At 64.5% G+C, this 24642-nt stretch carries 33 protein-coding genes; 17 read left to right on the forward strand and 16 right to left on the reverse strand.

Annotated features, from left to right (window positions below):
- Positions 1-5 precede the first annotated feature (5 nt).
- Both flbT and ACVIW0_RS12670 read right to left on the reverse strand, forming a co-directional pair.
- The gene (gene flbT / locus ACVIW0_RS12665; RefSeq protein ID WP_461352639.1) at positions 6-437 is read right to left on the reverse strand and encodes a flagellar biosynthesis repressor FlbT; all 432 of its coding nucleotides are present in this window, start codon (positions 435-437) and stop codon (positions 6-8) included.
- 223 nt (positions 438-660) lie between these two features.
- Complete coding sequence (locus tag ACVIW0_RS12670; RefSeq protein WP_461352640.1) at positions 661-813, reverse strand: hypothetical protein; 153 nt, start codon at positions 811-813, stop codon at positions 661-663.
- Here ACVIW0_RS12670 and ACVIW0_RS12675 point away from each other — a divergent pair.
- The 3 genes from ACVIW0_RS12675 (at position 800) to ACVIW0_RS12685 (ending at position 2991) form a co-directional block, all read left to right on the forward strand.
- Positions 800-2023 (forward strand): flagellin N-terminal helical domain-containing protein, encoded by a 1224-nt coding sequence (locus tag ACVIW0_RS12675; protein WP_461352641.1) that lies wholly within the window; start codon positions 800-802, stop codon positions 2021-2023. The two genes, ACVIW0_RS12670 and ACVIW0_RS12675, sit on opposite strands and share 14 nt — an antisense overlap.
- A 206-nt stretch (positions 2024-2229) precedes the next feature.
- A complete protein-coding gene (flaF, locus tag ACVIW0_RS12680) occupies positions 2230-2595 on the forward strand; it encodes a flagellar biosynthesis regulator FlaF (RefSeq protein ID WP_461352642.1) in 366 nt (121 codons plus the stop codon).
- Between the two features lie 27 nt (positions 2596-2622).
- Entirely contained in the window at positions 2623-2991 is a 369-nt protein-coding gene (locus ACVIW0_RS12685; RefSeq protein ID WP_461352643.1) for a hypothetical protein, read from the forward strand.
- 18 nt (positions 2992-3009) lie between these two features.
- Here ACVIW0_RS12685 and ACVIW0_RS12690 read toward each other — a convergent pair whose 3' ends face one another.
- From ACVIW0_RS12690 to ACVIW0_RS12705, 4 genes are all read right to left on the reverse strand, one after another.
- Positions 3010-3396: a hypothetical protein gene (locus tag ACVIW0_RS12690; protein WP_461352644.1), complete on the reverse strand. Its 387-nt coding sequence runs from the start codon at positions 3394-3396 to the stop codon at positions 3010-3012.
- 163 nt (positions 3397-3559) lie between these two features.
- On the reverse strand, positions 3560-4057 hold the full coding sequence (locus ACVIW0_RS12695; protein WP_461352645.1) for a hypothetical protein: 498 nt from the start codon (positions 4055-4057) through the stop codon (positions 3560-3562).
- A gap of 28 nt (positions 4058-4085) precedes the next feature.
- Positions 4086-4442 (reverse strand): flagellar assembly peptidoglycan hydrolase FlgJ, encoded by a 357-nt coding sequence (gene flgJ / locus ACVIW0_RS12700; protein ID WP_212015612.1) that lies wholly within the window; start codon positions 4440-4442, stop codon positions 4086-4088.
- Positions 4442-5566 carry a flagellar basal body P-ring protein FlgI gene (locus tag ACVIW0_RS12705; protein WP_461352646.1) on the reverse strand — a complete coding sequence of 375 codons (1125 nt, stop codon included), beginning with the start codon at positions 5564-5566 and terminating at the stop codon, positions 4442-4444. The genes flgJ and ACVIW0_RS12705 overlap by 1 nt, the downstream gene beginning before the upstream one ends.
- A gap of 267 nt (positions 5567-5833) precedes the next feature.
- Here ACVIW0_RS12705 and ACVIW0_RS12710 point away from each other — a divergent pair, with 267 nt between their 5' ends.
- Positions 5834-6247 carry a flagellar assembly protein FliX gene (locus ACVIW0_RS12710; RefSeq protein ID WP_461352647.1) on the forward strand — a complete coding sequence of 138 codons (414 nt, stop codon included), beginning with the start codon at positions 5834-5836 and terminating at the stop codon, positions 6245-6247.
- A gap of 59 nt (positions 6248-6306) precedes the next feature.
- Here ACVIW0_RS12710 and ACVIW0_RS12715 read toward each other — a convergent pair whose 3' ends face one another.
- The gene (locus ACVIW0_RS12715) at positions 6307-6693 is read right to left on the reverse strand and encodes a winged helix-turn-helix transcriptional regulator (RefSeq protein WP_456753824.1); all 387 of its coding nucleotides are present in this window, start codon (positions 6691-6693) and stop codon (positions 6307-6309) included.
- Positions 6694-6797: 104 nt separating this feature from the next.
- On the opposite strand from ACVIW0_RS12715, the gene ACVIW0_RS12720 reads away from it, so the two are divergent.
- The 3 genes from ACVIW0_RS12720 (at position 6798) to ACVIW0_RS12730 (ending at position 9044) form a co-directional block, all read left to right on the forward strand.
- Positions 6798-7409, forward strand: a complete 612-nt coding sequence (locus ACVIW0_RS12720; RefSeq protein ID WP_461352648.1) for an NAD(P)-dependent oxidoreductase — start codon at positions 6798-6800, stop codon at positions 7407-7409.
- A 210-nt stretch (positions 7410-7619) separates the two neighbouring features.
- Positions 7620-7985 carry an RNA polymerase-binding protein DksA gene (dksA, locus tag ACVIW0_RS12725; RefSeq protein ID WP_461352649.1) on the forward strand — a complete coding sequence of 122 codons (366 nt, stop codon included), beginning with the start codon at positions 7620-7622 and terminating at the stop codon, positions 7983-7985.
- Between the two features lie 252 nt (positions 7986-8237).
- Positions 8238-9044, forward strand: a complete 807-nt coding sequence (locus tag ACVIW0_RS12730; RefSeq protein WP_461352650.1) for a phytanoyl-CoA dioxygenase family protein — start codon at positions 8238-8240, stop codon at positions 9042-9044.
- Between the two features lie 30 nt (positions 9045-9074).
- On the opposite strand, the gene ACVIW0_RS12735 is transcribed toward ACVIW0_RS12730, so the two are convergent.
- Positions 9075-9503, reverse strand: a complete 429-nt coding sequence (locus tag ACVIW0_RS12735; RefSeq protein ID WP_461352651.1) for a winged helix-turn-helix transcriptional regulator — start codon at positions 9501-9503, stop codon at positions 9075-9077.
- 95 nt (positions 9504-9598) lie between these two features.
- Between ACVIW0_RS12735 and ACVIW0_RS12740 the strand changes: the two genes are divergently transcribed.
- Both ACVIW0_RS12740 and ACVIW0_RS12745 read left to right on the forward strand, forming a co-directional pair.
- Entirely contained in the window at positions 9599-10627 is a 1029-nt protein-coding gene (locus tag ACVIW0_RS12740; protein ID WP_461352652.1) for an SDR family oxidoreductase, read from the forward strand.
- Between the two features lie 108 nt (positions 10628-10735).
- On the forward strand, positions 10736-11521 hold the full coding sequence (locus tag ACVIW0_RS12745) for a 2-keto-4-pentenoate hydratase (RefSeq protein ID WP_461352653.1): 786 nt from the start codon (positions 10736-10738) through the stop codon (positions 11519-11521).
- A 200-nt stretch (positions 11522-11721) separates the two neighbouring features.
- On the opposite strand, the gene ACVIW0_RS12750 is transcribed toward ACVIW0_RS12745, so the two are convergent.
- Positions 11722-12474 (reverse strand): carbonic anhydrase, encoded by a 753-nt coding sequence (locus ACVIW0_RS12750; protein WP_461352654.1) that lies wholly within the window; start codon positions 12472-12474, stop codon positions 11722-11724.
- Between the two features lie 94 nt (positions 12475-12568).
- Entirely contained in the window at positions 12569-13588 is a 1020-nt protein-coding gene (locus tag ACVIW0_RS12755; protein ID WP_461352655.1) for an IS30 family transposase, read from the reverse strand.
- A 962-nt stretch (positions 13589-14550) separates the two neighbouring features.
- Here ACVIW0_RS12755 and ACVIW0_RS12760 point away from each other — a divergent pair.
- Genes ACVIW0_RS12760 through ACVIW0_RS12775 form a run of 4 tightly spaced genes read left to right on the forward strand, consistent with a single transcriptional unit; the run spans position 14551 to position 16080 of the window.
- Entirely contained in the window at positions 14551-14874 is a 324-nt protein-coding gene (locus ACVIW0_RS12760; RefSeq protein WP_050403489.1) for an ArsR/SmtB family transcription factor, read from the forward strand.
- Positions 14871-15302, forward strand: coding sequence for an SRPBCC family protein (locus ACVIW0_RS12765; RefSeq protein WP_461352656.1), 432 nt, complete (start codon positions 14871-14873; stop codon positions 15300-15302). The genes ACVIW0_RS12760 and ACVIW0_RS12765 overlap by 4 nt, the downstream gene beginning before the upstream one ends.
- Positions 15303-15359: 57 nt before the next feature.
- Positions 15360-15578: a hypothetical protein gene (locus ACVIW0_RS12770; RefSeq protein ID WP_461352657.1), complete on the forward strand. Its 219-nt coding sequence runs from the start codon at positions 15360-15362 to the stop codon at positions 15576-15578.
- Positions 15579-15633: 55 nt separating this feature from the next.
- The gene (locus ACVIW0_RS12775; protein WP_461352658.1) at positions 15634-16080 is read left to right on the forward strand and encodes a DUF1801 domain-containing protein; all 447 of its coding nucleotides are present in this window, start codon (positions 15634-15636) and stop codon (positions 16078-16080) included.
- Positions 16081-16413: 333 nt separating this feature from the next.
- Here the strand turns inward: ACVIW0_RS12775 and ACVIW0_RS12780 are convergent, their stop codons facing one another.
- The 6 genes from ACVIW0_RS12780 to flgF all read right to left on the reverse strand — a co-directional run bounded on the left by ACVIW0_RS12780 (position 16414) and on the right by flgF (position 21072).
- Positions 16414-16707 carry an antibiotic biosynthesis monooxygenase gene (locus ACVIW0_RS12780; RefSeq protein ID WP_461352659.1) on the reverse strand — a complete coding sequence of 98 codons (294 nt, stop codon included), beginning with the start codon at positions 16705-16707 and terminating at the stop codon, positions 16414-16416.
- Between the two features lie 96 nt (positions 16708-16803).
- On the reverse strand, positions 16804-17238 hold the full coding sequence (locus ACVIW0_RS12785; RefSeq protein ID WP_461352660.1) for a hypothetical protein: 435 nt from the start codon (positions 17236-17238) through the stop codon (positions 16804-16806).
- Positions 17239-17686: 448 nt separating this feature from the next.
- Positions 17687-18439 (reverse strand): flagellar basal body L-ring protein FlgH, encoded by a 753-nt coding sequence (gene flgH / locus ACVIW0_RS12790; protein ID WP_461352661.1) that lies wholly within the window; start codon positions 18437-18439, stop codon positions 17687-17689.
- A 5-nt stretch (positions 18440-18444) separates the two neighbouring features.
- A complete protein-coding gene (gene flgA, locus ACVIW0_RS12795; protein WP_461352662.1) occupies positions 18445-19500 on the reverse strand; it encodes a flagellar basal body P-ring formation chaperone FlgA in 1056 nt (351 codons plus the stop codon).
- A 2-nt stretch (positions 19501-19502) separates the two neighbouring features.
- Positions 19503-20291, reverse strand: coding sequence for a flagellar basal-body rod protein FlgG (gene flgG / locus ACVIW0_RS12800; RefSeq protein ID WP_076858776.1), 789 nt, complete (start codon positions 20289-20291; stop codon positions 19503-19505).
- A gap of 16 nt (positions 20292-20307) precedes the next feature.
- Positions 20308-21072, reverse strand: coding sequence for a flagellar basal-body rod protein FlgF (flgF, locus tag ACVIW0_RS12805; RefSeq protein ID WP_461352663.1), 765 nt, complete (start codon positions 21070-21072; stop codon positions 20308-20310).
- A gap of 382 nt (positions 21073-21454) precedes the next feature.
- Between flgF and fliL the strand changes: the two genes are divergently transcribed.
- From fliL to ACVIW0_RS12825, 4 genes are read left to right on the forward strand one after another with little or no spacing between them, the layout of a single operon-like run.
- Positions 21455-21943: a flagellar basal body-associated protein FliL gene (fliL, locus tag ACVIW0_RS12810; protein WP_461352664.1), complete on the forward strand. Its 489-nt coding sequence runs from the start codon at positions 21455-21457 to the stop codon at positions 21941-21943.
- A gap of 18 nt (positions 21944-21961) precedes the next feature.
- A complete protein-coding gene (gene fliM / locus ACVIW0_RS12815) occupies positions 21962-23164 on the forward strand; it encodes a flagellar motor switch protein FliM (RefSeq protein WP_456762076.1) in 1203 nt (400 codons plus the stop codon).
- Positions 23161-23631, forward strand: a complete 471-nt coding sequence (locus ACVIW0_RS12820; protein WP_461352665.1) for a DUF6468 domain-containing protein — start codon at positions 23161-23163, stop codon at positions 23629-23631. Before fliM ends, ACVIW0_RS12820 begins: the two co-directional genes overlap by 4 nt.
- Positions 23628-24437: a MotE family protein gene (locus tag ACVIW0_RS12825; RefSeq protein ID WP_461352666.1), complete on the forward strand. Its 810-nt coding sequence runs from the start codon at positions 23628-23630 to the stop codon at positions 24435-24437. The genes ACVIW0_RS12820 and ACVIW0_RS12825 overlap by 4 nt, the downstream gene beginning before the upstream one ends.
- Positions 24438-24642 lie beyond the last annotated feature (205 nt).

Raw genomic sequence — 24642 nt, forward strand, 5'->3', positions numbered from 1 at the left:
ACTGTTTACGCACTCTTGCGGGTGTCGTCCTGACTGGCCTGCTGCTGGCCGCGCACGGATTCCAGCAGCTTCTCCTCGTGCGCGATCAGCTTCTTGGATTCTTTCAGCGCGTGATAGAGGTCGCCGTTGAGGATGAAGTTGTTGACGCTTTCGATGAACGGCCAGGCGCTCGGCATCGCGGTGATGATGTCGCGCACCAGGCTGAAATAGGTCGGGTGGTGCGCCATCGGGTCGGGCGACAGATACATTAGCTGTACGGCGAGATAGATCAGCTTCGCCGGGGTGTCCGCAGTCTCGGGCGTCAAGATATCCTTCTCACGCAGGATCGGGATGCGGTCGCCATCGATCAGCAGGCGGGCGCGCTGGTCGGTGTTGGTGATCACGCAATTGCCGACGATGATGCGCTCGTTCGGCTTGAGTTCGACCTTCAGGGCCATGACCGTTCTCCTTTGCCGGCAGTCGCGCGATGTCGCAGCTAGCGGAACATGTTCGGCACGGCTTAGCAGCCGCCGTCGCGGACCGGGGCCGATGCGACGGCGATCCTTTCCCATGATGGTTAATGCTTGGTGAACAAGGGGCGGGCGCAGGGATCGGCATGCGGCCGAAATCGGCAATCGCATCAGTCGTTTTCGCGGCGAACCTCGCTCAATGGGGACAATTTTATTCTTCGGCATTTGACTCAAATGCCGTGCCGGAGATTTCTGTTTCCTTCGCGGGCTCCAACGCAGGATCGGCCGTCCGCCCGGTCAGAAAGGACAGCGCGGCTTTTTCCTCAGTTTCACACCAGAAAGGTATGAAAATGTCCGGTATCATTCTCTCCTCCTCCGTTCGTCAGAACCTCCTCTCCCTCCAGTCCACCGCCGACCTGCTCTCCACCACGCAGAACCGCCTTGCCACCGGCAAGAAGGTCAACACGGCCCTCGACAACCCGACCAACTTCTTCACCGCGCAGTCGCTCGACAACCGCGCCAGCGACATCAACAATCTGCTCGACAGCATCGGCAACGGCGTGCAGGTGCTGCAGGCTGCCAACACCGGCATCACCTCGCTGCAGAAGCTGGTCGACACCGCGAAGTCGATCGCCAACCAGGTGCTGCAGAGCCCGACCGGCTATTCGACCAAGGCCAATGTCGACGTCACCGGCACCGGTGCCGGCACCGGCACCACGGTCGCGAGCGATCTCAACGCCGGCAAGCTCGGCGGCGCCGTGCTGACCTTCAAGACCGCGAGCGGCAGCCTGGCGGTGACGATCGGTTCGTCGTTCTCGACCGGCAGCGGCACCGCCACCGTCAAGACGCTCGACCAGCTGAACAGCGTGCTGGCATCGAACGGCGTTGCGGTCACGGCCTCGCTGTCTTCGACGGCTGACACGCTGACCTTCACCTCGACCAACGATGCGGCGAGCCAGACCATCACCAGCTCCGGCACCGCGCCGACCGGCGAGGGCGTCGACATCACCGCCGCCACCGCTACCGTCGGCACCGTCAACGCCGCGGTCGCCGATCCGACCTCGCAAACCACCCGCGCCAACCTGGTCAGCCAGTACAACGCGGTAATCCAGCAGATCACGACGACCGCGCAGGATTCCTCCTTCAACGGCGTCAACCTGTTGAGCGGCGACAGCCTGAAGCTGACCTTCAACGAGACCGGCAAGTCGACGCTCAACATCAGCGGCGTCACCTTCAACGCCGCCGGCCTTGGCCTGAATACGCTGACAGCGGGCACTGACTTCCTCGACAACGTCTCGGCCAACAAGGTGCTGACGTCGTTGAGCTCGGCGAGCTCCTCGCTGCGCAGCGAAGCCTCGACGCTGGGTTCGAACCTGTCGATCGTGCAGATTCGTCAGGATTTCTCCAAGAACCTGATCAACGTGTTGCAGACCGGTTCGTCCAATCTGACGCTGGCCGATACCAACGAGGAAGCGGCCAACAGCCAGGCGCTGTCGACCCGCCAGTCGATCGCAGTCTCCGCGCTCGCGCTCGCCAACCAGTCGCAGCAGAGTGTGCTGCAGCTGCTCCGCTAAGCGTGACGACAAGCAGTCCAGCAGCGGCGGGGGAAACCCCGCCGTTTTTGTTTGTCTCCGGGATATTACGGTCGCTGTCCATGTCGCCGGAACGCCGTATTTCGCAAGGCCTGCTAACCATATTTAAAGGCGCCAGATGCATAAATATCGGGCGCTAGAATTGCGTCTCCGCGGCTCGAGAAAACCGCACCCCATCGAGGTCATTAATGTCGAATGCAGCCCAGGCCTACGCCCGTACGTCCACGACGACGGCGTCCCCACGTGAAATCGAGGCGCAGGCGCTCCTGAAGGCGGCCCGCCAGCTGCAGGAAGTCCAGGCCAACTGGAACGGTCCCGACAAGGCGCTCGATCACGCGCTGCTCTTCAACCGCCGTCTGTGGTCGATCTTCCTCAGCGCCGCGCAGGGCGACGACAATCCGCAGCCGCTCGAGGTGCGTCAGAACATCGCGAACATCGGCGTGTTCGTCATGAAGCAGACCTTCGACATCCAGCTCGATCCGGATCCGGCGAAGCTCAAGTCGCTGATCGATATCAACTGCAATCTGGCCGCCGGTCTTTCGGGCCGCAGCTGATCGACGGTTCGGGACGGAGCGCCAGGCATGGCCGATCTGATGAGCATCCTGTCGGCCAATTACAAGGCCGCGGTACTGACCGCGGCGCCGTCCAAGACGCCCTATGTGGCTGTCGACCCGAAGCGCTACGAAGGCAGCTGGACCGGAAAATACGCCAACAACAAGTCGTTCAATCTCACAGTGTCGAACGTCAATGGCTTCCGCGCCAAGGTCCACTACCAGAGCGACGGTGTCAGCAAGTATCAGGACGTCCTGATCAAGGACGGCTCGTTCCGGTTCGGCGATACCAAGTTTGCGCTGGTGAAGGACGGAACGGCGCTGATCGCCAATGTCGTCACCGATCCCGCGACCGGATCGACCTATCTCGACAAGGCTTACGCCACGCAGAAGACCTGAGAATAGGTTCGCCGGCGCCTAGGCGCGTCGGTCGGTCGCACGCGCCCGCGCCGGCGCGTCCTTGCTGAGATCGAGCATGTGGAAATAGGCGCGGCGGCGCAACACGGCTTCTTCCGGAAACTGCCTCACCACCAGGTTGGTGCGATTGTCGACCACCTGGTAGACCACAGCGCGCGCGTCGCGGTCGATGATGACCTGGTCGGTGACCGACGGCGCCTGGTTCGAGAGCGATGCATTGACGGCATTGGGGTCGATCGTGACGCGCACGCTCGGCTCCGGAGCGGTGACGCTCTGGCTCGCGGGCAATTCGGTCTTCACCGCCTTCTGCGCCGTATCGCTCACGGGAGTGATCATCGGCGCTGCGACCGGTGCCCCCACCGGCTTGATGTTGAAATCCGTACTCATGGCAGCCTCGTAGTGCACAGGCACTCGTTTGCTTGAGTCAAATCCCAACCCCTCACGATCCGCAACTCTACGGGGAACCTCTCAATAGGGCGTTAGAAAATACGCTGAACGGCGCGCTGCCGCCGCCGCGCCGAATTGAGCTAAATTGTCGGCGTCTCGCGCCTCAGAGCGTGCGGCTGATCGCGATCGGCGTCATGTTGCGCGGGCCCGGCGCTGCGCGCTGGCCATTCGCGGTGTAGGTGTTCGGGATGTTGCGGCGCTGCACCTCGGCATTGACGCCGCGCACGATGCCTTCGGAGACCGCATGCGCGGTCGCGAGCACGGTCAGATTGACCTGCAGCATGGCACGGAACGTCTCGTGATGCCGCCGCAGCGTCGCCAGCAATTCGGGATCGGTCTGCGCCAGCATCTTCTGCATCGATTTCAGGTGTTCGACCGCCAGCATGTAGCGCCGCGACAGCTCCGACTTCTGCGCCTCGAGCCGCATGCCCTCGCGGATCTTGCCGGCGCGGACGAATTCGGTTTCCTGCTCGACGACGGCGAGCAGCCCGGTCATCACCTCGGTCAGCTCGTTGGCGAGCCGCGCGACGTCGGGCGGCGTCGACGTTGCGGGCCGCGCGGCGGGGGCGGAGGCTGGCCGGTGCTGTGGACGCTGGTTCATGGCGCTGCTCCTTGAATGGCTCTTGGAATTAGCTTTTGCCCGCCTGCTGCAGGATCAGCGAGCGGAACACTTCGTTGGAAATGCCGACGCCGCCGGACTTGGCGAAGTTCTTCGAATATTCGTCTGTCAGCATCGAGCGCCACGGACCGGTGCCGACCGTGTCGCCGTAGGGGCCTTCGCCCTTCAGGCCGGTGGTCATCTGCGAGAACATCGAGTTCAGGAACATCGATTCGAAATCGGTCGCGGTCGCTTTTGCCTTGGTGATTTGCTGCGGCGTCACCTTCTTCATCGCGTCCTGCAGCACCGGATCGGGGCGGCCGTTGAACATTGGCATCAAGGCCTTGTTCGGCATGCTGCCGGTGGTGCTGTTGATCAGGCTCGCCATCACATCACCTCGATGTCGGCTTCGATGGCGCCGGCGGCCTTGATCGCCTGCAGGATGCTGATCAGGTCGCGCGGTCCGATGCCGAGACCGTTGAGGCCGTCGACGAGCTGCTGCAGCGAGACGCCGTTTCTGACGAGCGCGAATTTCTTGCCGTCCTCGCTGACGCCGACGCTGCTGCGCGGTGTCACGACCGTCCGGCCGCGCGACAGCGGATTGGGCTGGCTGACCTGCGGGGCTTCCGAGATCGTGACGGTGAGGTTGCCCTGGGCCACCGCGACGGTGGCGACGCGCACGTCGCGGCCCATCACGATGATGCCGGAGCGCTCGTCGATCACAATCTTGGCGGTGAGGTCCGGATCGACCTGCAACTGCTCGATCTCGGTCAGGAAGGCAACGACGTTGCCCTTGAACTCCGGCGGGACCGAGAGCTGCACGGTGGATGGATCGATCGGCTCCGCAGTTTTGACGCCGAGATAGTCGTTGACGGCGGCCGCGATCCGCTTCGCGGTGGTGAAGTCGGCGTTGCGCAGCGCGAGCCGCACATTCGGCAGGCGATTGAGCGCGAACTCGATCTCGCGCTCGATGATGGCGCCGTTGGCGATCCGGCCGACCGTCGGCACGCCGCGCACCACGCTGGCGGCGGCGCCTTCGGCCGCGAAGCCGGCGACCGCAACCGATCCCTGTGCCACCGCGTAGACATTGCCGTCGGCGCCGAGCAGGGGGGTGACGAGCAGGGTGCCGCCCTGCAGGTTCTTGGCGTCGCCGAGCGCGGAGACGGTGACGTCCATCCGCGTGCCCTGGGTGCCGAACGCCGGCAGATTGCCGGTGACCATCACGGCGGCGACGTTGCCGGTGCGGATGGTGGCGCCGCGAATATTGACGCCCATGCGCTCGAGCATCGCTTGCAGCGATTGCTTGGTGAAGGGGATGTTGTTGAGCGTATCGCCGGTGCCGTTGAGACCGACCACGAGGCCGTAGCCGATCAACTGGTTCTGGCGCACGCCCTCGATATTGGCGAGATCCTTGATCCGCGACGTCGCGGCCGCCGGCATGACGGAGGCCGCCAGCGCCAGCAACGCGGCGCAGACCACTCCGACCAGATTTGCGATGCGGATGCCGGGCATCCCGATGCTCCCCTCGAACTTCAACGCGCGGATCGCGCGACACTCCCATGACGGCGATCCGCCATTAACCATGCGAGCTGCGTGCCACATCGTTCCGTCGGGGCAATGTATTGATATATTTATCGAAATTGTTGGGCCGCCATTTGGCTTGGGTTGGCCAGGCGGCGCGAAACTGCCGTGTGGGCTGCAGAAATTGCCGGGTCGTTTACGTGTCGTTAACCATAAAACGGCGATGCTCGGCCCATTCAGGCCTGCGGGATCATCCAGATGCGCATCTACGGACCGAACGGCACCACGCTTGGCACGTCGACCAGCTCGACGCGGCGCACTTCGGGAAGCGGCTTCGCGCTGCCGGATGCGACCACCGCCCAGGAAGAGGTCCGATCCACCACCGCGCCGAAGGCCGCGGCCAGCCTCGATGCTCTGCTTGCGCTGCAAGGTGTCGAGGACCCGACCGAACGCCGCAGGCGCTCGGTGGCCCGCGGCAAGGGCGCACTCGACGTGCTCGACGCGCTCAAGCTCGGACTGCTGTCCGGCAATTGCGATTCCTCGACCGTGAACCGGCTGCGCGATGCCGCCGCGAGCCTGAAGGAATCCTCCGGCGATCCCGGCCTCGATGCCGTGCTGAGCGAGATCGAGCTGCGCGTCGAAGTCGAGCTCGCCAAGGCCGGGCAATACTAGGTTCCTCTCGATCAACTCGACTCCTCTCAAGCCCCGAGCGCCTCAGGCCGCCAGTGCCTTCAGGCCGCCAGCGCCTTGCGCTGCGTGTCGTAGCGGCGTTGCGCGGCCAGCACCTCCTTCAGATTCTGCTCGGCCCAATCCCGTAGCGGATCGACCGCTTCGGCGAGCGTCAGCCCGAGCGGCGTGATCGAATACTCCACGGTGACCGGAACGGTTGCGATCGCGCGGCGGCGCAGCAGCCCGTCGCGCTCCAGGCTTTTCAGCACCTGTGACAGCATCTTCTGCGAGATGCCCTCGATGGCGCGGCGAAGCTGGTTGAAGCGCATCGGCTCGCTGCGCAGCAGCAGCAGGATCAGCACCGCCCATTTGTCGCCGACCCGGTCGAGGATCTGGCGCGTCGGGCAATTGGCGGCATAGGCGTCCGGCTTCAGGCTGGCGGCTTTCATCGGGGTTACTCCGGCGTAATCAGGTGAGACAAGAGTGCCTTCTTCACACCTACATGCATTTCGCTATCTAGTCACCATTGGAAACCATCAATCGGAGACTTGAGATGAAGATCGCCATCGCCGGCGCGTCCGGCCAGGCCGGCTCGCGCCTCACCGCGGAACTCGCCCGCCGCGGCCATGCCGTCACCGCCATCGCCCGCAACCCGGAGAAGATCGCGGCGCTGCCGAACGTCACGGCCAAGAAGGGCGACGTGAACGACCAGGCGGGACTGGCGGCGCTGTGGGCCGGCCATGATGCCGCGATCAGTTCCGTCCACTTCTCGGTCTCTGACCCGGTCAAGCTGATCGGGGCGGCCAAGGTGTCCGGGGTCGGGCGCTATCTCGTGGTCGGCGGTGCCGGCAGCCTCGAGGTGGCGCCCGGCGTCCGCCTGGTGACCACCCCGAACTTCCCGGCCCAGTACAAGGCCGAAGCGACCAAAGGGGCCGAATTCCTCGACCTGCTGCGCCAGGAAAAGCAGCTGAACTGGACCTTTTTGTCGCCCTCGGCGCTGTTCGTGGCGGGCGAGCGGACCGGCAAGTTCCGCCTCGGCACCGATCAGCTTCTCACCGCGGCCGACGGGAAAAGCTCGATCTCGTTCGAGGATTTCGCAGTCGCACTCGCCGACGAAATCGAGCGGCCGGCCCATATCCGGCAGCGCTTTACGGTCGGCTATTGAGGGGGTGGGGCGGCCCCCGGGCAGGGCGGATAAGTTTGCCTGTGCAAGGCCTTGGGGGCACCCCTCCTTTCGCGGTGGCAGATATTGTCTGTCACATGACGTGGCTATATAAGGCGCCGCGCGGAGGGGTTTTGTTCCCTCCGTCAGACAGGGACATGGCTGCCTTTGGAAAAGCTGAAGAACTACCGGCCGACTGAAAAAGAGCCTTTCATGAATGAGCGGCAGCGCGAATATTTCCGCGCCAAGCTGCTGGCCTGGAAGGACGAGATCCTCCGCGAATCGAAGCTCACGCTGCAGACGTTGCAGGAAGAGAATGTCAATCACCCCGACCTCGCGGACCGAGCTTCCTCGGAAACCGACCGCGCGATCGAACTCCGTGCCCGGGATCGTCAGCGCAAGCTGATCTCCAAGATCGACGCGGCGCTCCAGCGCATCGAAGACAACACCTACGGCTATTGCGAAGAGACCGGTGACCCGATCTCGCTGAAGCGGCTCGAAGCCCGCCCGATCGCAACGCTGTCGGTCGAGGCGCAGGAACGCCACGAGAAGCGCGAAAAGGTCTATCGCGACGAATAGTGGCGGGTGACCACCACCGATTGCTTCCGGCGCGCACCGGTTGTAGGTTCGCGCCGCCATGATGACACGCATTCTCAACATCGCCTCGGTTTTCTTCCTGGGCTGATCCGGTTTCCGCAAGGAAACACGCTTCCACGGGGAAGCGCCGATCATCCCCCTGTTAGGCTCGCGGGATTCCAGTGAACCGAACGGACCGGCCAGGTTCCGCGCAGTGCGGACCATCGATGGCTGGCGACAGTTTGAGAGGCAATCATGACCGATCGAGACGACGCGCGCGCGCTGAGCGGCGCGCAAATCGAGCAATTCATCGAACAGGGCTTTGTCAGGATCGACAACGCCTTTCCCCGCGAACGCGCCGAAGCCGGCCGCGCCATCATGTGGCGCGACCTGCCGGGCAGCGAGCACGATGCTGCGACCTGGACGCGCCCGGTGGTGCGGCTGCCCGGCTATGGCGAGGAACCGTTCCGGCTGGCGATCAATACGCCGGTGCTGCATCGCGCCTTCGACCAGATCGCCGGTCCCGGCCGCTGGTCTCCGCGGCACGACATCGGGACCTTCCCGGTGCGGTTTCCGCATCCGGATGATCCCGGCGATGCCGGCTGGCATGTCGACGTCAGCTTTCCTGGCGACGATTGCGATCCGAACGAGCGGAGCGATTTCTCCGCTTGGAGGGTCAACGTCAACTCGCGCGGCCGCGCGCTGTTGATGTTGTTCCTGTTCTCCGATGTCGGCGAGGACGATGCGCCGACCCGGATCAGGGTCGGCTCGCATGTTCCGATGGCGCGCTACCTCGCGCCGGCGGGCGAGGCGGGACGCGCGCGCATGAACCTCGCGCAGATGGGCGCCGATTGCGAGCTCGCACTGGCGACGGGGGAGGCGGGCACCGTCTATCTGTGCCATCCATTCCTGGTGCACGCCGCGCAGATTCATCGGGGCAAGCGGCCGCGCTTCATGGCGCAGCCCGCGCTCAGCCCCGGCGAGCCATATCGGCTCACGCGTGACGATGGCGCCTACTCGCCGGTCGAGATCGCGATCCGGCGGGCGCTCGGCATGGCTTGACCGCATACCGTTCCGAAGGCGAGACGACATTCAGGCCAGTCCGGCCTCGAGTGCCGTCTCGTTTGCCTCCGGCTGACGGCGCGGGCCGTAGGCCTTCGACCACACCAGCAATTCGCGGAACGCCGGTGTCAGGCTCCAGGCCGAATCCGTCAGCTCGTATGCAACCTGTAGCGGCTTCTCGGCGAGCACCTTGCGCGCCACTAGGCCGTCGCGCTCGAGCTCGCGCAGCTGCGCGGTCAGCATATGCTGGGTGATCGGCACCAGCGCGCGGCGCAGCGCGCCGAACCGCACGCCGCCATGCATCAGCGTGAACAGTATCTCGAGCTTCCATTTGCCCCCGAGCGCGTGGATCGCGTGCTTGAACTCGATCAGCAGGCTGGGGTCGGTCGGACAGCTCTCGCATTCACCGCCGTCACACAGTTCGCTGGTCTTGTTTTCCATACCGGTCTCGAATTTCATTCTACTTGTCCGACGTCAGATAGTGACCAGATGCGGGCTGTGCAGGGTGGGCGGCGCATTGTCCGGTCCCGCCGAACCATTGAGAGGGCGAGGACATGAGCACGGTTTTGGTGACGGGCGGTTCGGGCTTCATCGGCGCGCATACCATCCTGCAACTGCTCGCCGACGGGCATGCGGTGCGAACCACGGTGCGCAATCCGGATCGCAGCAAGGACGTGATCGCGATGCTGCGCGAGGGGGGCGCGCTGACGGCCGACCGGGTCGGCTTCGTCACCGCCGACCTGCTGCGCGATGACGGCTGGCGCGAGGCGGCCGCAGGGTGCGATTACGTGCTGCATGTCGCATCGCCGCTCGGCGCTCACGTGCCGGAGGACGAGAACGAGCTGATCGTGCCGGCACGGGAAGGTACGCTGCGGGTGCTGCGCGCGGCGCGCGATGCCGGCGTCAAACGCGTCGTCATCACATCGTCGTTCGCTGCGATCGGCTATGGCCATCCGCCGCAAGCCAAGCCGTTCGATGAGACCGTGTGGTCCAATCTGGATGGCCCCGACGTGCAGGCCTATCCGAAATCCAAGACGCTGGCCGAGCGCGCCGCCTGGGATTTCATTGCCCGCGAAGGAGGTGGCCTCGAGCTTGCGGTGGTCAATCCGACCGCCGTATTCGGCCCGGCGCTCGGTGCCGATTTTTCGGAGTCGATCGGCATCATCAAGGCGCTGCTCGACGGCGCGATGCCGGCGGCGCCGCGGATCCATTTCGGCCTGGTCGACGTGCGCGACGTCGCCGACCTGCATCTGCGCGCCATGACATCGCCCAAGGCCAAGGGCGAGCGGTTCCTCGCGGTCGCCGGCGAGACCATGTCGGTGCTGCAGGTGGCGCGGGTGCTGCGCAAGAAACTCGGCGGCAAGGCGCGACGGGTGCCGTGGTTCCAAGCGCCGGACTGGATGATGCGGCTGGCCGCGCGGCGCAACCCGTTGGCCCGCGCCGCGCTGCCGCTGCTCGGCAAGGTGCGCCGCTCGACCAGCGCCAAGGCGCAAGGCCTGCTCGGCTGGCGGCCGCGCGGCAATGAGGAGATGCTGGTCGCCACCGCCGAGAGCCTGATCAGGCTGGGCCTGGTCAAGGCCTGACGGGCGCTCCCGTCCAGCGTGCTTGCCAGACGCGTCGGCGAGTGCTGAATTGCCGCAAGCAGACGCTGGCGCCACCGCGCCGGCGAGAACATCAGGGAGGCTGCGCAGATGGATCGGGTCCTCGCGGCCGCAAAGGCGATCGCCAACGCGCGCCGCAACCGCACGCCGCTCAAGGCGCTTCCGAAGGAGGTCGTGCCGCTTGATGAGGCCGAAGGCTATCAGGTGCAGTACGCGCTGCACGATCTGTTGCAGCCGCAGGTCGGCAGCCTGGTCGGCTACAAGATCGGCTGCACCAGCGCGGTGATGCAGGAGTACATCAACATCCCGCATCCCTGCGGCGGCGGCATATTCGAGAAAGTGGTGCATGACAGCGGCGTGCGGCTGGCGGCGGCCGACTTCGTCCAGGTCGGCGTCGAGTGCGAAATCGCGGTGCGGCTGGCGCGCAACCTGGCGCCGAGCGAAGCGCCGTTCACCGCCGAATGGGTGGCGGAGGCGATCGAGGCCTATCATCCCGCGATCGAGATCGTCGACGACCGCTACGTCAAATGGGAGACGCTGGGCGCGCCCACATTGATCGCCGACGACTTCTTCGCGGCCGGCTGCGTGCTCGGCGAAGCCGTGCCACGCATCACCGTGCCCGATCTGCGCGCGGTCACCGGCCGCGCGATCGTCAACGGCAAGGAGGAAGGGCGCGGCAGCGGCGCCGACGTGCTCGGCCATCCGCATAACGCGCTCGCCTGGCTCGCCAATCATCTCGCCACCGAGGGCCGCGGCCTGCATGCCGGCCAGATCGTGATGACCGGCAGCCTGGTCAAGACGATCTGGCTGAAGGCGGGCGATGCGGTCGTGATGGAGCTCGACGGCCTCGGCAAGGTGGAAGCGACGTTCACGTGAGGCGTGGCGTTAGATTTACGAGTCCATTTCCACATAAGGTGGTCGTCCCTGCGAAAGCAGGGACCCATAACGACAAATGCTGATTGTTGCGCGCCACTGGAACGACGAGCAGCGTTCACAACATTCGGCGCCACATCCGCCTTCTCCATGTCGCTCACGCGATGTCACTTGGCTTCAGTGGCCGCGGGCCGCGCCGAGGTTCAAATCGCCGGCCGCCTGGCGTCCGCGACGAGTTCGACCTTGCCGTCGACCAGCCGGTAGACCCCGCCGACGATCATAAGCTTGCCCTGATCGACCGCGGCGCTGAGAATCGGCGTCGCCGATTTGAGCTTCGCGACATTGTCGATCACGTTCTGCCGGATGGCGTTGGTGAGGCGGTCGCCCGGGCCGCCTTCGGTCGCCTTCACGGCCGGCGCGATCGCAGTGACCAGCGAGGGCAGATGACCGGGCAGGGTGGTGTTGTCCTTCAGCGACTTGATCGCGGCGTCGACCGCGCCGCAGCTGTCATGGCCGAGCACCATGAACAGCGGCACGCCGAGCACGGACTGCGCATATTCCAGGCTCGCGATCGTCTCGTCGCTGGCGAAATTGCCGGCGACGCGGCAGACGAACAGGTCGCCGCGGCCGGTGTCGAAGGCATATTCCGGTGCGATGCGGGAGTCCGCGCAACTCAGGATGCCCGCGAACGGATTCTGTCCGCCGGCCAGCGCTTCGCGCTCGTGCTTGAAATCGTGCCGGCGCGACACGCCTTCGACGTAGCGCAGATTGCCCTTCAGCAGCCGGTCGAGCGCCGTGTCGGGCGACACCACGTTCTGCGGCTTCGGCGGCGGTTTTGTCTCTTTGGCGGTCGCAGGCGGCGCCAAGGCAAAACTGGCGGCGGTGCAGGCCGCGGCGGCGAGGAAGCGACGCCGGGAGGTTAGGCTGGGAGGAACGACGTCGCAGAGCTGGCACATCAAGGTTCTCCGTGAACAAGGACCGCGTCCGCGCGATATGTGTAGGTCAAGCGCGGCGCCGTCGCAACGAGGTCCATTCGCGCTGGTGCCGCATTCATCGCTGTCGTCCCGGCGAAGGCCGGGAGGTGGATTCACACTCGAAATGCAACACTTGAGCAGCAAAGGTCTCCGCTGGGGTCCTGAAGTCAAGGCATTTGCGCGGGGTGTTGTTGTATGCGGCGATGAACTTGCTGAGGCGTCGGGTTGGGAGCTTGTCGAGATCGGTTTTGCGCGGGATGAAGCGTCGCATGCGACCGATGGCGTTCTCGATGCCACCTTTCTGCCAGGGGGCGTGCGGATCGCAGAAGAAGGTCTTCATCAAGAGGCTTTGCAAGGAAAGGTGAGATGCGAACTCGGTACCGTTGTCGAAGGTGACGGTCTGGCGCATCTGCTCTGGCAGCGCCTTGAACAGACGCACGAGATAGCTTGCGACACCGGAAGCGAGCTTGCTTGGGAGGCGGACGCCGAGCAGCAGGCGGGAGGTGCGCTCGTGCACGGCCAGGATCTGCTGACGGTATTTGGAGAACATCATCAGATCGGCCTCCCAATGGCCGGGAGTGTTGCGATCGGCGACCTCGACGGGCCGTTTATCCAAGGAAACACGGCCTTCGATGAAGCTTGCGGGACTTCCGCCCCGCTTGCCACGGCGGCCGCGCTTGCTCTTGGCGCGTGGCAGATAGTGCCGCCAGCTGCCGTCCGTGGTGCGTCTGATCTGGGCATAGATGAAGCGGTAGATGCTCTCGTAGGAGATCACCTTGCGTCCATGCTCGATGGCCAGCCGGCCGGCGACCTGTTCGGGCGACCAGCCACGGCGAAGGCCATCCAACACCGCGCGGCGCAGGACGGGCTCCCGTTCGAGGCGTCCGCCCGTCCAGCGCCGCGCTCGCATCCGTTGCTGGGCATAGTCGGCCTTGTAGCCGGCCTGAACGCCATGATTACGGTTCATCTCCCGAGAGATCGTTGATGGCGGGCGATCCAAAGCTGCAGCGATTTGCCGGATCGAGGCCCCATTGGCCGAAAGTCTGGCAATCTCGCATCGCTCGTCCAGTGACAGCTGCTTGTAAGTCCGGCCCATCGCAACACCTCCAGTCGGAAGTGTTGCACTTCGTTTGTGAACTCAGGGGACCCATAACCATAGGGTTGTGTCGTTGAAAACAAGCTGTGGCCCCGGCGTCGCGCAACAATTCGCTTTTGGGGTAATGGGTCCCGGCCTTCGCCGGGACGACGGTGAGGATCAGTCTCGATTCAATTGCCACACTTTCGGTGTCATCACCCGGCTTGACCGGGTGATCCAGTATTCCAGAGACGGCGGTGCTTGAGCCGAGAAGCCGCGGCGTACTGGATCGCCCGGTCGAGCCGGGCGATGACAGTAGTGGTGGGGATATAGCTTCGCATTCTCGCGACATGATTTGTCCGAGCTTTGCTTGTCGCTTCCGCCCTCTCTTGAACAGAGGGCGCAGGGAAAGCCGGGTGCCGATCGCACCCATGGGCCCCGAGCAAAAGGGTAGAAAGCTCGGGGGTAGGACCACAGGTGTAACCGGAAACAACCCGGCTTTCCCTGCGCGATGGGTTACGGCTTATACGTGCTCTCCCCGGCGAGACTGGGCTTTGTTGTCACCGTCTTCGCGACGCGCATCTGCGCAATCCGAAAAGACACCTACCGCTAGGGCGTCAGGCCTGCACGACTTCGCCGTCCGCCTCATGCGCATTCGTCGACTACGCAATCGGCGTCCACCGCATCTCGACCCGCGTTCGTGACGACCGCGAAGCGCCCCTCGATCGGGCGAGACGGGGAAATTCATACACTGAGTTGCTCTTCGGATAAAGCGAAATATTTTAGCCGCTGAGGATTGACAGGATTTGCTGAGTTGCCCGTCGGGCACAACGGTCCCGGCGAATAACCTGTGGGTTATGGAAGGTGGTGGTCGTCATGTTGCTTAGCCGATTTTCATCCACGCCGGGGCCGGTGAAAGTCCCCCATTGACTCATCCATAGCTGGCTGGTTATACGAATCCATAACCGATGGGTTATTGATCAATGCCGGATGCTCACGACGTGCTGTTTCGAACGCTCGCAGACCCGACCCGCCGGGCGATCTTCGAGCGCCTGTGCCGCGAGGGCGAGCAGACCGTCGGCGCGCTGACGGCGCGGGCCAAAATCTCGCAGCCGGCGGTGTCGAAACATCTCGGCGTGCTGAAGCAGGCCGGGCTGGTGCGCGATCGCCATGAAGGGCGGCAGACGCATTACAGCGCGCAACTCGGCGCGCTGGCGCCGCTGATCGACTGGACCAGCCAGATGGCGGGCTTCTGGCAGAACCGGTTCGACCACCTCGAAGATCTCCTCAAAAGGATGGACCAATGACCAACACCAGCCGTGAAACGCGCGCCGCGATCGTCGAGCGCGAATTTCCCCATCCGCCGGAAAAGCTCTGGCGCGCGCTGACGCAACCGCATCTGATGGAGGAGTGGCTGATGAAGAACGACTTCAAGCCGGAGGTCGGGCACAGCTTCAATCTGCGCGGCGAGTGGGGCGGGGTGCTGGACTGCAAGGTGCTCGCGGTCGAGCCGCACCGGACGCTGTCCTACACCTGGAATTTCGCGCATGAGGATGCCGCCTATCATCTCGAGAGCGTGGTGGTGTTCACGCTGACGCCGACGGCGACGGGCACCCATCTGCGCGTCGAGCAGTCCGGCTTCCAGCCGCATCAGAAGCAGGCCTATGGCGGCGCCCATGCCGGGTGGAAGCAGTTCCTCGAGAAGCTCGATCAGCTGATGGCGCGGCCGGAGTGAGGTCGGTGATCGATCTCGCCCCGCAATGACGATCGCATACACACCACGGGAGGTCACATGAATAACTGGATCAGGCAATTGCACCGTTGGCTATCAATTGCCTTCACGGTCGCCGTCATCATCAACATCGGCGCCATGGCCTTGCAGCAGCAGGCAGTCTGGATCGGCCTGTTGGCCCTGTTCCCGCTGATCTTCATGCTGCTGAGCGGCCTGTACCTGTTCGTGTTGCCCTATCTCGCGCCGCGGCGGCGATCGACCTCGGGCTCACAAGCGTGATGCCCGGACATCCCGAATATGATTGCATGGCACAGGCAGGGATCGCGAGGTAGACATGACGGCATCGGAACGGATCGACCGGATGATCGAGGATCTCGCCGACTGGCGCGGCAAGACGCTGGCGAGCCTGCGCAAGAGCATCCTCGCCGCCGACCCTGAAATCGTCGAGGAGTGGAAATGGATGGGCAGCCCGGTGTGGTCGCGCGACGGCATCATCGCGGTCGGCAACGCCCACAAGGGCAAGGTGAAGCTGACGTTCATGTATGGCGCGCAACTGCCGGATCCCGACAAGCTCTTCAACACCGGTTTCGAGGGCAACGTGCGGCGCGCGATCGATCTGTTCGAGGGCGACGCAATCAACGCCCCCGCGCTGAAGGCCCTGGTCCGCGCCGCGATCGAGCTCAACCAGGCCAAATCCAGGAAGTCTGGGAAGAAGCCGGCGAAGACATCAGCGAAGAAGCCGGCCGCCGGAAGTCGCGCGGCCGCCAAGAAGAAAGCGTGAGCGGCACCGGTATGCTTCAGGCCCCGCATGTCGCTGCGCTCATGCGGGCTGCAAGCTCAAGGCGGGCGCATAGCCCCGTCACGCCTTGGTGTGCACGATCACCGGACCTGCCACAGCGGTTGCGGCCCGTTATGCTTTCGTGTGCACGATCACCGGACCCGCAACCCCGGTTGCGGCCCGTTATGCTTTCGTGTGCACGATCACCGGACCCGCAACCCCGGTTGCGGCCCGTTATGCTTTCGTGTGCACGATCACTGGACCCGCAACCCCGGTTGCGGCCCGTTATGCTTTCGTGTGCACGATCACTGGACCCGCAACCCCGGTTGCGGCCCGTTATGCTTTCGTGTGCACGATCACCGGACCCGCAACCGCGGTCGCTTGCCCGATCAGCAATGGGCCGAGATTGTCGTCGATCCAGGCCAGCGCGCGGCGATTGGCTTCTTCGGCGCCGGCATGGTTGTTGAAGACGCTGATCGCGGTGACGGTATCGTCGCCGGCATAGACGACGTAATAGGCCATGAAGCCTTCGACGTCGCTGATGATCGGAATTGCGCCTTCCTTGATCCGGCGCGCGAGCTCCTCGGCGCTACCGGCCTTCGCCTTGGCGTGACGGATGGCGGCGTACATGCGTTCCTCCTTCCGGCTGCATTGATCGTGCTGCGCTTCGCGCATGCGCGATCGTACGCCCGACCGGGCGGAGATGCCATCGGGATTGCGGCTACATCAGCCGAAGCGCCGGGTCACGATCGGCGTGCGGCGGTCGGTGAGCTTGGGCAGCCGCGCGACGTCCGCGCGCGTCGTCGTGGTCCTCGGCCCCGGGGCGGGCTCCGGCTCGTGCTGTTGCAGAAACAAGGTGGCTTCGAACAGCACGCCCGGGGCCTCTTTGGCGGTGCCGGAGCACACCGCCCGGTTGCCGTTGAAGGTGCCGGTCAGCTGCGCCTCGACCTCATCGCATCCGAACACGGTTGTGAACGGGCCGTCGGCATATCGGTGCGTCGTCAGCACCGCCGTGAAGCGGTCCTGATCGAGCTGATAGCTGCCGCCATAGATGAACATGGCGTCGCCGCCGCTGATCTTGCCGTTTGCCAGCCGGACTATTCCGGTGCCTTCGCCGTGCGGCGTCCGGAACCACGCCGCATATTGTCCGTCTCTTTGCATGACTGTCATACAAATAGAAAACCCTGCGTTGTCCCCTAGCTACGTTGCAAGCGGCGGGACTTCTACTGCGGGTTGCTGCAAAGGTTAACGAACCGAGAAAGCGATCGCGCGACTTGCGACGAGAGGTATCGGGCTGGTGCGCGACTTCTGCGTCGGTGCATTCGACCGGCCACAAGCGCGATGCGACTGGGTTGAACCGTCATCGCGCTGCTCCTCGTTTGAGCATGATCTCCGCGCAAACGCGTGCCGCGCTTGTCGCGAGGGAAAACCGCTTCACACTTTCCGGATCATGCTTCAAAAGCCACGGCCCCCGTCAGGGGAGCTGACGAGGGCCGTGTTGGTACACCGCGCCGCGCCTAGGTTCGCGACGAGATGTGGGAGCTCGGAAAGTCTTAATTAGGCATGATCCGCTTCCGAAAACCGGTTTCCACTTTTCGGGATCATGCCATTAGAACGGCAGCAGCACGTCGAGGACCTGTTGACCGTAGCGCGGCTGTTGGACGTCGGTGATCTGGCCGCGGCCGCCATAGGCGATGCGGGCCTGGGCGATCTTTGAGGAGTCGATGGTGTTGTCGCTCTGGATGTCCTCCGGACGCACGATGCCGGCCACGATCAGCTCGCGGATTTCGTAGTTGACGCGGATCTCCTGCTTGCCCTCGACCACCAGATTGCCGTTCGGCAGCAACTGGGTGACGACGGCGGCGACGTTGGTCTGCAGCGCTTCCTGGCGGTTCACCGAGCCCTTGCCGTCGCTGGAGGCGGTGGAGTCGGCGGTCAGGATGCGGCCCGGCAGGATCTTGTTCGCCTGGGTGATGGTCTGCGAGCCCAGGAAATTGGTGATCCCGGAGTCTTCCGAATTGGTGCGGCTGCGCTGGGTTTCGTTGGCGATCGCGGCCTTGTCGGTGATGTTCACCGTGATGGTCAGGATGTCGCCGACGCGCGCGGCGCGCTGGTCCTTGAAGAAGGCGCGCGAGCCGCTGCGCCACAGCGAGTTCGGGCTGTAGGAGGCGACCTCGGGCTTCGGCATCGGCATCTGCACGGGCTTGTAGCCGGGCTGCGTGGTCGGGTTCTCGATCTCCGTCAGCTTCGGCTTTTCACCGATCTGGGAGAGGCGGTCGATCGACGAGCAACCGCTGGCGATCGTTCCGAGTGCGAACAGCGCACCGGTCAGGACGAGGCGGTTGATACGGTACTGGGACATGAACTTTACTCGGCGTTTGGTGCGACTGAACTCAGCTTGACGGGAGCGGACGTGGACGAGACGGCGTCGGCGTCAGGCGCGGCGCGCGGAGTCGCGACCGAGATCGAGACCTCGCCGCGGCCGGTGACGACACCTGAGACGGCACGCTTGGACTGCAAATTCATCACGCTGACGACGTCACCCTCGGCGCCGCCATCCATCGCCTTGCCGCGGATCGTGAGATAGATGCCGGCGGTGCGGTAGATCAGCATGACGTTCTGGTCGCGGGTGACGAGATCGGGTTTCGTCATGTCGGCTGTGCGCAGCGCCTGGCCAGCGCGGAGCTGGCGGCGCATCTGCATGCCGATGGTGCCGTCGCGCGTCGCCGCGTCGTTGCCGATGTCGGCCTTCGGACGCCGCTCGATCATCACGTCGGAGGCCTTCAGCACGTCGCCGCGCTCGACATTGCGCGTCAGCACGGCGGCCTCGATGGTCTCGATCGCCGTGCCGGTGAGGCGCATCTTGTAGGAAGCCGCGCCGGCATCGTTGCCGATCTCGAAGGTCACGTCGAAGCGCGTCGAGCGCGCGTCGTAGCGCACGGCGACCGGCTGCATGGTGCCGGTATTAGTGGCCTCGAGACGGATGTCGCCGGGATCGCGGTCGAAGGTCAACGCGATGTTGCCGGCCCTGCCGAGGCCGTGGCGGCCCTCCAGCGCGCGCGACACCTGCTGCTCGATCTCCTTGCTGTCGATGGTACGCGCGAGCCGGGTGACCGTGATCTCCTTCAGCTCGCGGGTGTCGACGCCGATCACCTGGTGGGTGCGCAGCACGTTGAGCACCTGCGCGACCGGCAGCGTGCCCGTGGTGCCGAGGTCGGGGGCGCGGTAGATCGCGATGCTGCCGGCGCTGCCGGCATTGTCGATGAGGTCGCCGACCCGCACGATGTCGTCCGCGACCGTGATGCTGGCGCGCAGCGTCGGCACCGCGATGGTCTCGCCGCGGCTTTGCGCGGCCGATGGTGCCACGGTGAGCGCGAGGAGCGCGGCTGCGAGCAGGAACGAGCGGGCGATCATCGCGATCATCCTCAGCGGAACAGGTTGGAGGTCGACTGCATCATCTGGTCGGCGGCCGAGACCACCTTCGAGTTCATCTCGTAGGCGCGCTGCGCGGCGATCAGGTCGGAGATTTCCGAGACCACCTCGACATTGGCCTGTTCGAGGTTGCTCTGCTGCATGTCGCCATAGCCGTCGGTGTTGGCGGTGCCGTCCTGCGGCTGGCCGGAGGCCGGCGTTTCCTGGAACAGATTGTCGCCGATCGGCATCAGCCCGGCCTTGTTGATGAAGCGGGTCAGGCCGATGGTGCCGATATTGGTCGACGCGGTCTGGCCCGGCAGCGTCACCGAGACCTGGCCCTGCGCGTTGATGGTGAGGCCGGAGGCGTTCTGCGGGATCGTGATCGTCGGCTGCAGCAGATTGCCCTGCGCGTTGACGATGCGGCCCTGGTTGTCCATCTGGAACGAGCCGTCGCGGGTGTAGGTGAAGGTGCCGTCCGGCATCAGGATCTTGAAGAAGCCTTCGCCGCGGATCGCGATGTCGAGATCGTTGCCGGTCGGCGACAGCGTGCCCTGGGTCATCATGCGCGGCGTGCCGACGGTCTTGACGCCGCCGCCGAGGTCGATGCCCATCGGCATGATGGTGTTCTGGTCGGAGGCCTGCGCGCCGACCCGGCGCACGTGATCGTAGATCAGGTCCTGGAACGCGGCGCGCTGCTTCTTGTAGCCGGTGGTGCGCAGGTTCGCGATGTTGTTGGAGATCACCTGAACCGAGAGTTCCTGTGCCGCCATTCCGGTCGCTGCTGTATAAAGTGCGCGCATCGGTCAGTCCCCCGGATCAGTTCGGCACGTCGGCGAGCTTGTCGATCGCCGATTTGTGCAGGTCGCTCTGCTGCTGCAACAGCGAGGCGATTTGGGTGTAGGTCCGCGTGATCTCGATCATGCGGCTCATCTCGACGACGGAATTGACGTTCGACTTCTCGATGAAGCCCTGGCGGATCTGGGACTTGGTGTCCGGCAGCGGCTGAGTGCCTTCGCCCGGCGCGTAGAGGTTGGAGCCCTCCTTGAGCAGGCGCTGGGCCTGCGCGAACGAGACCAGGCGTAGCTTGCCGCGGATCGAATCGAGGCGGGACGTGCCCTCGAGCACGCTGATATTGCCGTCGGGGGCGATGTTGACGTCGTGATCGGTCTGCTGGAAGGTGATCGGGCCGGAAGTGCCGAGCACCTGGTAGCCCGACGCGGTGATCAGCTGGCCCCGATTGTTGATCTGCAGATTGCCTTCGCGGGTGTAGCGCTCGCCGCCCGGCGTCTGCACGACCAGGAAGGCGTTGCCGTCGATCGCGACGTCGAGCGGATTCTTGGTCTCTTCGGTCGGGCCCTGCGAGAAGTCGTGGAAAGTGGCGCGGTCCTGCACGAACGAGACGCGGCGGTCGGAGGACGCGAAATTGTCCTCATGCGCGTTCGAGGACAGATACTCCTCAAACAGCGAGCGGTCGGCCTTGTAGCCGTTGGTGTTCATGTTCGCGATGTTGTTGGAGACGACATCCATCTGCCGTTCCAGCACCATCTGCTTCGATAGTCCGACCAGAAGCGTATTCTGCATCGGTGGTTCTCCCCTGTGAGGTGATCCGGATGCAGGTTCTCCCAAACCTTCACGCCGGACCGTCGGTAACCATTGGGTTCTCCCAAACCCGCTAGCTACACGCTTCCTCTCAGCGAAAGCCGTGCCAACTTGGAATAATCAGATATTTGAATGGCTTAAGTGTTTGTCCGGGACCCGCGCCGGGCGGCAGAAAGGTCTTGTTGACCATGTTTGCCCGGCAGTTTTTTCCTAGTGGATGGTAAATCCTAAGCTTCCATTAACCATTATGACCCTAGCGTTGACGGCAGTGGGGCGCGTGCGCGCCGGCGGCATTTGTATCGCGTCTTCAGGCCAAAGCTGGGGCAAATCGCGTTCGCATCCTCTGGGACGAAGCGGACGGACGATGGCGGACGAGGAAAAGACGGATAGCGGCGAGGGCGCAGCCGCCCCGAAAAAGGGCAAGCTCAAGCTGATCATTGCCGTCGCAGGCTTCCTCGTCGTGCTCGGCGCGGGCGCGGCTGGCTGGTTCTTCTTCATGCGCGGCCACGGCGAGGAGCAGCACGCCGAAGCGCCGCCGCCGAAGCCGCCGAGCTTCGTCGACATCCCCGACATGCTGGTCAATCTGGTCGGCGCGCCCGGCGAGCGCGTGCAATATCTCAAGCTGAAGCTGGTGCTCGAGGTCAAGGAAGAGAAGCAGGTCGAGGCGATCAAGCCGGCGCTGCCGCGCGTCACCGACCTGTTCCAGACCTATATGCGCGAGCTGCGCCCGAGCGATCTCAACGGCTCGGCCGGCCTGTTCCGCCTCAAGGAGGAACTGACCAAGCGCGTCAATCTCGCGCTGGCGCCCAACCAGGTCAACGCGGTGCTGTTCAAGGAAGTCGTGATCCAGTGACGGGGTGGATGTAAAGCCATGGCCGGCAACGACCAGATGGACCAGGACGCCATTGCGGCCCAATGGGAAGCCTCGCTCGATTCCGAGGATCCAGCGGCGGCCGCGGCGGAAGCGGCCAAGAACGAGCTCACCGAGAACATGGCGCTGCAATGGGCCGCCATGGTCGAGGACGGCAGCCGCGACTTCGGCGGCAAGAACACCAATGGCGAGCGGGTGCTGTCGCAGGAGGAGATCGACAATCTGCTCGGCTTCACGGTCGGCGATGTCAGCCTCGACGACCATTCCGGCATCCGCGCCATCATCGATTCCGCGATGGTGTCCTACGAGCGTCTGCCGATGCTCGAAATCGTGTTCGACCGCCTGGTGCGGCTGATGACGACATCGTTGCGCAATTTCACGTCCGACAACGTCGAGGTCTCGCTCGACCGCATCACCTCGGTGCGGTTCGGCGACTACATGAACTCGATCCCGCTGCCGGCGGTGCTCTCGGTGTTCAAGGCGGAGGAGTGGGAGAATTTCGGCCTCGCCATGGTCGACTCCAACCTGATCTATTCGATGATCGACGTGCTGCTCGGCGGCCGCCGCGGCCAGACCCAGCTCAAGATCGAGGGCCGGCCCTACACCACGATCGAGACCAACCTCGTGAAGCGGCTGGTCGAGGTGGTGCTGTCGGACGCAGAGCAGGCGTTCCGGCCGCTGTCGCCGGTGACCTTCACCATCGACCGGCTCGAGACCAATCCGCGGTTTGCCGCGATCTCTCGCCCGGCCAATGCCGCGATCCTGGTGCGGCTGCGCATCGACATGGAAGACCGCGGCGGCAATATCGAGTTGCTGCTGCCCTACGCCACCATCGAACCGATCCGCAACGTGCTGTTGCAGATGTTCATGGGCGAAAAGTTCGGCCGCGATCCGATCTGGGAAGGCCATTTCGCGACCGAAGTGGCGCAGGCCGAGATCGCGGTCGACGCGGTGCTGTACGAGGCCGACATCCCGCTGAAGGAGCTGATGAAGCTCAAGGTCGGCGACACGCTGCCGCTGGACATCCGCTCCGATGCGCTGGTTTCGGTCCGTTGCGGCAACGTCACCCTGACGGAAGGCCGCATGGGCCGCGTCGGCGACCGGGTCGCGATCCGCGTCACCAAGAATTTGCGTAAACCCCAAACCACCTTCGCGATGTTCGAGAAGGCGGACGAGCGGACCAAGATGATGGAGGCACCATGAGTCATGTGCTTGGACTAGCGATCGAGAGTCTGGTGGCCGTGCTGCTGATGCTCACCATCGGCTATTGCTGGCTGCTCAACAAGCGGCTGCAGCGGCTGAAGGCGGACGAGCATTCGCTGAAGGCGACGATCGCCGAACTGATCACCGCGACCGAGATCGCCGAGCGGGCGATCGGCGGCTTGAAGCACGCGGTGCGCGACGTCAACGAGAATCTCGGCAACCAGCTCGACGCGGCGACGCAGATGTCGGCGCAGTTGAAGAACCAGCTCGCGGAAGGCGATGGCGTGGTGCGCCGGCTGTCCAAGATCGCGATGGCCGCGCGGCCGGCTGAGCCCGCCGCGCGCGCGCCGGCAGCGGCCGTCGCTGCACCTGCCGCGCCGGCGCCCGGGGTTTCAGCCGCGCGCGCCGTGGCCGCGGCGGCTGAAGCCTTCACCGAGCGCAGGAGGGCCGGCGGCCTCGCTGCATGAAGGTGCTTCGTGACATCAGAGTGATTCCCGTGGTGCTGGTCGCGATCTTCGGCCTGATGGTGCTGAAGGTCGCAGGCCTCGTGCTCGATGGCGGCTACGTCTTTGCCGAGGATGCGCCCGCTGGCCCCGCCGGCCGCTCTTGGGCGCAGCAGAATTTCAACTTCCCCGGCGCGAGCAAGGCGGTTGTTGACAGCAGGTCGAAGGCCGACCCCGGCGACATCACGGGGTCGGTCGAGCACAAGGACGCCAAGAAGGACGAGGCACCGAAGCCGGCCGCCCCGGCGGCGGAGCCGGCCAAGCCCGACGGCGTGGCGGTCAATCTGGATGCGCCGCCGCAAGTGTCGGCATCCGAGCGCGCCATCCTGGAACGGCTGCAGGCGCGCCGTCAGGAGCTCGAGCAACGCGCGCGCGAGGTCGATATCCGCGAAGGCCTGTTGAAGGCGGCCGAGAAGCGCATCGAGGCCAAAGTCGAGGAGGTCAAGGCCAACGATGCCAAGGCCAATGCCGATGCGGCGGCCAAGGCGGAAGCCGAGGCGGCGCGCTTCAAGGGCATCGTCACCATGTATGAGAACATGAAGCCGAAGGACGCCGCCAAGGTGTTCGATCGTCTGGAAATGGGCGTGCTTTACCAGATCGCCTCCCAAATCCAGCCGCGCAAGATGTCCGACATCCTGGGCCTGATGCAGCCCGAGGCCGCCGAACGCCTCACCGTCGAACTCGCCCGCCGCGCCGGCGGCGACAAGTCGGCCTCATCGGACGATCTTCCCAAGATCGAAGGCAAGATGCTCGCGCCGAAGACGAATTGAGGAGGCGTTGGCCCTTCATGATCGTCATTCCGGGGCTCGCGGAGCGAGAACCCGGAATCCATCCATCCAGGGAGCCTGTGGGCCAATGGATTCCGGGCTCGCGCCAAGAGGCGCGCCCCGGAATGACGGACCCGCAAAAGATCACGTAACCGGCGTGTTCGCAATCCGTTGTCGTTAACAGCTCCTTAACGCCGCCCGATCCAAG

Source organism: Bradyrhizobium sp. USDA 4454, from assembly GCF_054822705.1.